At 73.4% G+C, this 6250-nt stretch carries 4 protein-coding genes; 3 read left to right on the top strand and 1 reads right to left on the bottom strand.

Annotated features, from left to right (window positions below; all coding sequences use genetic code 11):
- Positions 1–31 precede the first annotated feature (31 nt).
- Complete coding sequence (locus BI06_RS01680) at positions 32–748, bottom strand: VC0807 family protein (protein ID WP_030394043.1); 717 nt, start codon at positions 746–748, stop codon at positions 32–34.
- A gap of 413 nt (positions 749–1161) precedes the next feature.
- Here BI06_RS01680 and BI06_RS01675 point away from each other — a divergent pair, with 413 nt between their 5' ends.
- The 3 genes from BI06_RS01675 (at position 1162) to BI06_RS01665 (ending at position 6213) form a co-directional block, all read left to right on the top strand.
- Positions 1162–3312 (top strand): prolyl oligopeptidase family serine peptidase, encoded by a 2151-nt coding sequence (locus BI06_RS01675; RefSeq protein WP_051740108.1) that lies wholly within the window; start codon positions 1162–1164, stop codon positions 3310–3312.
- A 271-nt stretch (positions 3313–3583) separates the two neighbouring features.
- Complete coding sequence (locus BI06_RS01670) at positions 3584–4744, top strand: ThiF family adenylyltransferase (RefSeq protein ID WP_051740107.1); 1161 nt, start codon at positions 3584–3586, stop codon at positions 4742–4744.
- A gap of 161 nt (positions 4745–4905) precedes the next feature.
- Positions 4906–6213 (top strand): MFS transporter, encoded by a 1308-nt coding sequence (locus BI06_RS01665; protein ID WP_043464312.1) that lies wholly within the window; start codon positions 4906–4908, stop codon positions 6211–6213.
- The last annotated feature ends 37 nt before the right edge of the window (positions 6214–6250 follow it).

Below are 6250 nucleotides of genomic sequence, written 5' to 3'. Positions count from 1 at the left end.
AGTCGTGCTGCGGCGGCGTCCGGCCGCCGGGTCAGACCGTCGCCGCCTCGGCGCTCGCCGCCCCGGCCTGTGCTGCCTGTGCCGCCTCCCGCTCCGCCCCGGCGGCCGCGCCCCGGGCCCGGGCCCGCTTGGCGTAGGCGATCGTCCAGGTGACCAGCAGCGCCGTCACCCCCAGCGACAGCACCGTGTTCAGCGCCTGCATCGCGTCGGTGTCGAGCACGTACGAGAGCCCGACCCGCAGCCCGGCCTCCAGCAGGTAGGCCACCCCCCAGCCGACGGTCAGATTGCGCTGGACCCGGCGGAACCCGGGCAGCGCCCAGAGCCCCTCCCAGCGCTCCAGCGACGAGGCCGAGCCGTCGGTGGCGAACTTGCGGCCGAAGTAGAACATCAGCGGCCGGGGCGCTGCCAGACTGGCCAGGCAGATCACTCCGAACAGCCCCGTGATCACCGAGTCCTTGACCAGCAGGAAGTGCGCGTCGGCCGGCCCGGCCAGGGTGACCGCGACGGTCAGCCCCAGGAACAGCAGCGACACCGCCGCGAACTCGTCCACCCGCCGCTGCCACGCCAGGTAGATCCCCAGATCGACGGCGGGCCAGACGGCCGAGATCACCAGCGCGGTGAACTCACCGTAACCGTGGCCGGTGAGCTGGTTGTAGGTGATGATCGGCGCGACGACGTTCAGGCCGATGGTGAGCGCCCAGCCGAGTGCGTTCGCACCGCCGCGCCCCTTGGTTGCCTCGGACGGCAAGGTTTCCCCCGATGATCTTGATGATGGGCGGAGGGACTCTAGCGGATCCCCCGTCAGACCCGCTACGGCGCGCGCGCCCTCCCCGACAGGTCGTCGACGACCTGTCACCGGCGCCCGGCAACAGCGGGAGCACAGACACACGTTCGCCGCGAATTCTCATCCGGCGCCCGGCCGCCCGGGCCCCACCGCCGCCCGGCCGCCGAACACTCCAGGTCCGCACCGTTGGTGCGTGTGCACCGGCCGACGGAGCCCGCCCAAGCCCGCCCGCCGACCGAAACACCGTTCCCGACAGGGCCATTGACGAGTACGCGGAAACCGTCGCTAGGATGTCGGCGCTCTCGACGGCGACCCGCTCCGCGGCCGCCCCCCGAGTGGCGATCTCCGTTCCGTCCGCACGCCGGTTGGAGGGGGCCATGATGCCGATCGACCCGCTCGACCCGGCCGGGCGGCCGGAATACCCGCCCGTCGCACCCGGCGACACCGTCGACCGGCTGGGCGGGCGCGACGTCCCGGACCCGTACCGCGCCCTGGAGGACGCCGACGCCCCCGCGACCCGGGAGTGGTCGGCCGGCCAGCGGCGGCTGTTCGACCGGCTGCGCGACGGCTGGCCGACGCTGGACGCGTTCCGGGCCGCGATGACCCGGCTGACCGCCTTCGAACATCTGACCTCGCCCCAACTCGCGGGCGACCTGGCCTTCTTCACGGTCCGCGGCCCTGCGGACGAGCACCCCGCGCTGGCGGTCGCCGACCCCTCCGGCGCCCGCCGGATCCTGTTCGACCCGCACCGCCACGACCCCACCGGCTCTACCTCGCTGGGCGGTTGGACACCCGACCCGACCGGCACCCTGGTGGCCGTGCAGACCACCGAGGGCGGCGCCGAGGAGTACACCCTGCGGGTGCTGGACGTCGCCACCGGCCGCACGGTGGACGGGCCGATCACCGGCTGCCCGTACGGCAACGTCGCCTGGTCGGGCGGGCCGGACGCCTTCTACCACGTACGCGGCGGCCCGGGCGGCACCGGTGGCGCCCGGCTGTACCTGCACCGGATCGGTGAGCACCCGGCCGCCGACGCCGAAGTCCCCGGTGCCGCAGCGCCCGCCGACGGCCCCGACCACGACACCGGCCACGACACAGCCGGCGACACCGACGACGACGGCCCGGGCCCCGAACTGGACGTCCTGCTCGGCGCGGACGGCCGCCTGCTGGTGGCCGCCACCGCCGACGGACTCTCCAGCGGCAACCGCGTCCGGATCGCCGACCTGGCCCTCGGCACCCCGGAGAAGCCCGACTGGCGCCCGCTGACCGCCCTGGACGGCGGCTGGAGCTCCCCCTGGCCCGCCACCGACGGCCTGCTCTACGTGCTCACCGACCTCGACGCGGACCGGGGCCGGATCCTGGTCCTGGACCCGGCGGCACCGGAGCGGCCGCGCACCCTCGTCCCCGAGCACGAGCACGAGGTACTGGAGTCCTTCGCCGTCCTCGACGACCCCGGGCTGCCCGTCCCGCTGCTGCTGGTGCTCCGCTCGGCCGGCGGGCACGGCCGGATCACCCGGCACGACCTGCGCACCGGCGAACCGCTCGGCGCGCTCCCCCTGCCCGGCACCGGCGTCGTCACCGATCTGACCTTCCGTCAGGGCGGCCACGAGGCCTGGTTCGGCTACTCCGACCCCACCACCCCGGAGACCGTCCACCACTACGACGCCCACCGCGGCACGACCGAGGTGTGGCGGGCACCGGGCACCCCGGACGTCCCCGCCGTACTGGTCTCCGAACTGCGCTGCGCCTCCCCGGACGGCACCGAGCTGACGGTGCTGCTCACCCGGCCCGCCGACCGCCCGACCGGCCCGCTGCCGACCGTCCTCCAGGGCTACGGCGCCTTCGGCGAACCCCAGGTCGCCGACTACTACGCGGCGGCCCTCGCCTGGGCCGGCCTGGGCGGCCAGTTCGCGGTGGCCCGGGTGCGCGGCGGCGGCGAGCACGGCGAGGGCTGGCACCGCGCCGGGATGCGCGAGCACAAGCAGAACGGCATCGACGACTTCCTGGCCGCCGCCCGCGCCCTGCACGACCGGGGCCTGTGTCCGCCCGACGGGCTCGGCGCGTTCGGCCAGAGCGCCGGCGGCCTCCTGGTCGCCGCGGCGGCGACCCAGCACCCCGGGCTGTTCGCCGCCGTGGCGGCCACCGCCGCCCCGCTGGACATGGCCCGCTACGAGCTGAGCGGCTACGGGCCCTACTGGACCGACGAGTTCGGCACCCGGGAGGACCCGGAGGAGCTCGGTCGGCTGCTCGGCTACTCGCCGTACCACCGGGTGGCGGCGGGCACCGCCTACCCGGCCGTGCTGCTGACCGCGTTCGAGGACGACGCCAGGGTCGACCCGCTGCACGCCCGGAAGATGTGCGCCGCCCTGCAGCGCGCCACCTCCTCGGCGCGCCCGGTGCTGCTCCGCCAGGAGGCCGGCGTCGGGCACGGGGCCCGCGCCCGCACCGGGCGGCTCGCCTATTTCGCCGATGTGCTGGCTTTCCAGGCCGAATACCTGGGACTTTCCGTCCGCTCCGACCGATTCTGAAGATCCCCCCGCGAAAAGCTGTTCTGACATCTTGTCCGGGAAGTTCCGCGATGAATAGCATGGAGTCCGATCGGAGGGGGGAGGTGATTCCAATGATCAAGAAGTCCACCAAGCGCTACAGCAGCGCCGCCAGCACCGCCAAGGGCTGATCCTGAAATGCGGCGGGGCCTCCTTCGCAACGACGCCCCGCCGCACCCGTCCGGAACTCCTCCGCACATTACCGGACCGGTATATCCATGATTTCCGTCGCCCAGTCCCCGGAGGGGTATTCGTGGCACGTCCCGCGCTCAAGACGAGCATCCCCTACTTCGTTTCCGACGGCTCGGTCCACTTCCGCCTCGGCGGCGAGCTGACCTCGCTGGAGGACACCGACGGCCGCGTGCTGGGGCTGCTCCGGCTCCTGGACGGCAGCCGCGAGCTGGACGCCGTCCACCGCGACCTCAGCGCCGACTACCCCGACCTCACCGCCGAGGACGTGCGCGAGGCCGTCGACGAACTGGACGCGATCGGCCTGGTGCAGGACACCGCCGACCGGGGCGAGGACTTCGACGCCGCCGCCCGCGAGCGCTGGTCCAACAACCTGGGCTTCTTCGAGACCTACGCCTCCCTGGGGACCTCCAAGTACGAGTTCCAGCGCCGCATCCGCGACGCCCGGGTGGCCGTGCTCGGCGTCGGCGGCATCGGCTCGCACACCCTGATCGACCTGGTCGCGATCGGCTTCACGGACATCCGGATCGTCGACTTCGACAAGATCGAGGTCTCCAACTTCAACCGCCAGATCATCTACGGCGAGCCGGACGTCGGCCGCACCAAGGTCCACGTCGCCGCCGAACGGGCCCGCCGGCTCAACAGCCGGGTGCGGGTCGACGCGGTCGAGGCCAAGCTGATGTCCGCCGACGACGTCTACGCGGTGGTGCACGACCGGGACATCGTGATCGCCGTGGTCGACCGCCCCAAGGTGCACGTCGCGCACTGGCTCAACGAGGGCTGCGTCCGGGCCGGAGCCACCCTGATCGGCGGCGGCGTCGACACCCAGCGGGCCATCCACTACACGATGGTGCCCGGCGTCAGCGGCTGCGTGGAGTGCTGGTACGGGCAGGTGCGCCGGGACGACCCGACCTCGCGGATGGTGCTGGACGTCCTCGACGACATCGACCGCGAGGGCAGCGCCTACGGCGAGGACACCGCCGCCTTCAACGGGCTGGTGGTGGTCGCGGCCGCCCACATGGTCTCCGAGATGGTCCGGCTGGCCTCGCGCGTCTGCCCGCCGCTCGCGGTGGGCCGGCTGCTGGAGCAGACCTTCCACAACCCCCGGGTGCACCAGGCCGAGGCCTGGACCCGCGACCCGGACTGCGCCGTCTGCCGCGACGCCCGGCCCGCCGCCGGTGCCGAGTGGCTGACCCGGGTCGACCGGGAGGAGCTCCCCTTCTGACCGAGCGATCCGCGGAGCCACGGCCCGCGAACGGCCGGGAACCCGGCGGGAACGCCGTACCGGCGGCGCCCGCCGGGATTCCGGCCGTTCCCGGAACGACAACGGAACATCTCTTTCTTTCCACCGATCCACCGTCGATAAAAGTGCATAGGAGAACGCCGGTGCCCACCGCGAAGCCGATCGAGGAACGTCCGACCCCGGGCCCGGCGGACATCCGCCTGCGCGCCGCATTCCTGGTCTCCGGAATCGGCGACTGGATCTACCGGCTGGCCATTCCGGTCCTCGTCCTGAAAATCACCGGATCGGCCACCTCGACCGCCCTCGCCTACGCGATCGAGTTCATTCCGTACATCGTGATCGGACTCTTCGCCGGCGTCATCGCGGACCGGTTCGACCGCCGCCGGGTGATGATCCTCTGCGACCTCTCCTCCGCCGTGCTGGCGCTCGCCGTCACCGCGCTGGCCACCCTCGACCGCCCGCCGCTGGCCGCGATCTACCTCTGCGCGTTCCTGCTCGCCTGCGTCCGACCGTTCTACTTCCCGGCGTTCCAGGGCTTCCTGGTCGACGTGGTGCCCGAGCGGCGGCTCGCCCAGGTCAACTCCTGGACCCAGACGGTCGACAGCGCGCTCGGCTTCATCGGCCCGGTGGCCGGCATCACCGCCGTCGCGGCGCTCGGCGTCCCGGTCTCCGCGCTGGTCAACGCGCTCTCCTTCGGGGCCTCCGCGCTGCTGATCGCCGCCATCTCCGGCACCCCCGCCCCGGCCGCGGGGCCGACCACGGCCGCCCGGATCGCCAAGGACTTCGCCGACGGCCTGCGGGCCCTGCGGACCATGCGGGCGGTGCTCTGGGGCACCGTACTGATGGCCCTGTCCAACCTCGCCGCGTGGACGGTCGAGGGCAGCCTCTTCTACCTCGTCCTGGAGGTCGAGGAGAAGCCGAAGGTCGTGCTCGGCCTCGTGCTCGGCGCCCAGGGCCTCGGCGCCGTGGTGGGCGGGGTGCTCGCACCGCGCCTGACGGACCGCTACCGCCTGGGCCCGCTGCTGGCGTTCGGCATGGGCCTGTCCGGGGCGACCATGGTCCTGCCGGCCCTGGTGCCCACCTGGTGGGCGGTGCTGATCGCCTGGGGCGTGGAGGGCGTCGCCACCTCGCTGGTGATCGTCAGCTGGTTCACCGCCCGGCAGAAGGTGGTGCCCTCCGAGGTGATCGGCCGGGTGGTGTCGGTCAGCCGGGCCGCCGCCTACGCGACCATCCCGCTCGGCGCGGTGCTCGGCGGCCGGCTGGTCTCCGGCGCCTCCCCCACCCGCACGCTCTTCGTGTGCGCGGCCGTGGTGCAGGCGGTAGTGTTCCTCGGCACCGCGTTCTCCCCGGTGGTGCGCATCGACCCCGGCCCCGGGGGCAGCACCACAGCCGGTGCCGCTACCGGTACCGGCGACGGAACCGCCCAGGCCGACACGGTCGAGGCCGGCTGACCCGGCGCGGCGGGGACACCACGGCGTCCGAGGGAGG

It is taken from the genome of Kitasatospora sp. MBT66, assembly GCF_000710405.2.
Lineage (GTDB): Bacteria > Actinomycetota > Actinomycetes > Streptomycetales > Streptomycetaceae > Kitasatospora > Kitasatospora purpeofusca.
This window is presented reverse-complemented; position numbering and strand designations above follow the sequence as displayed.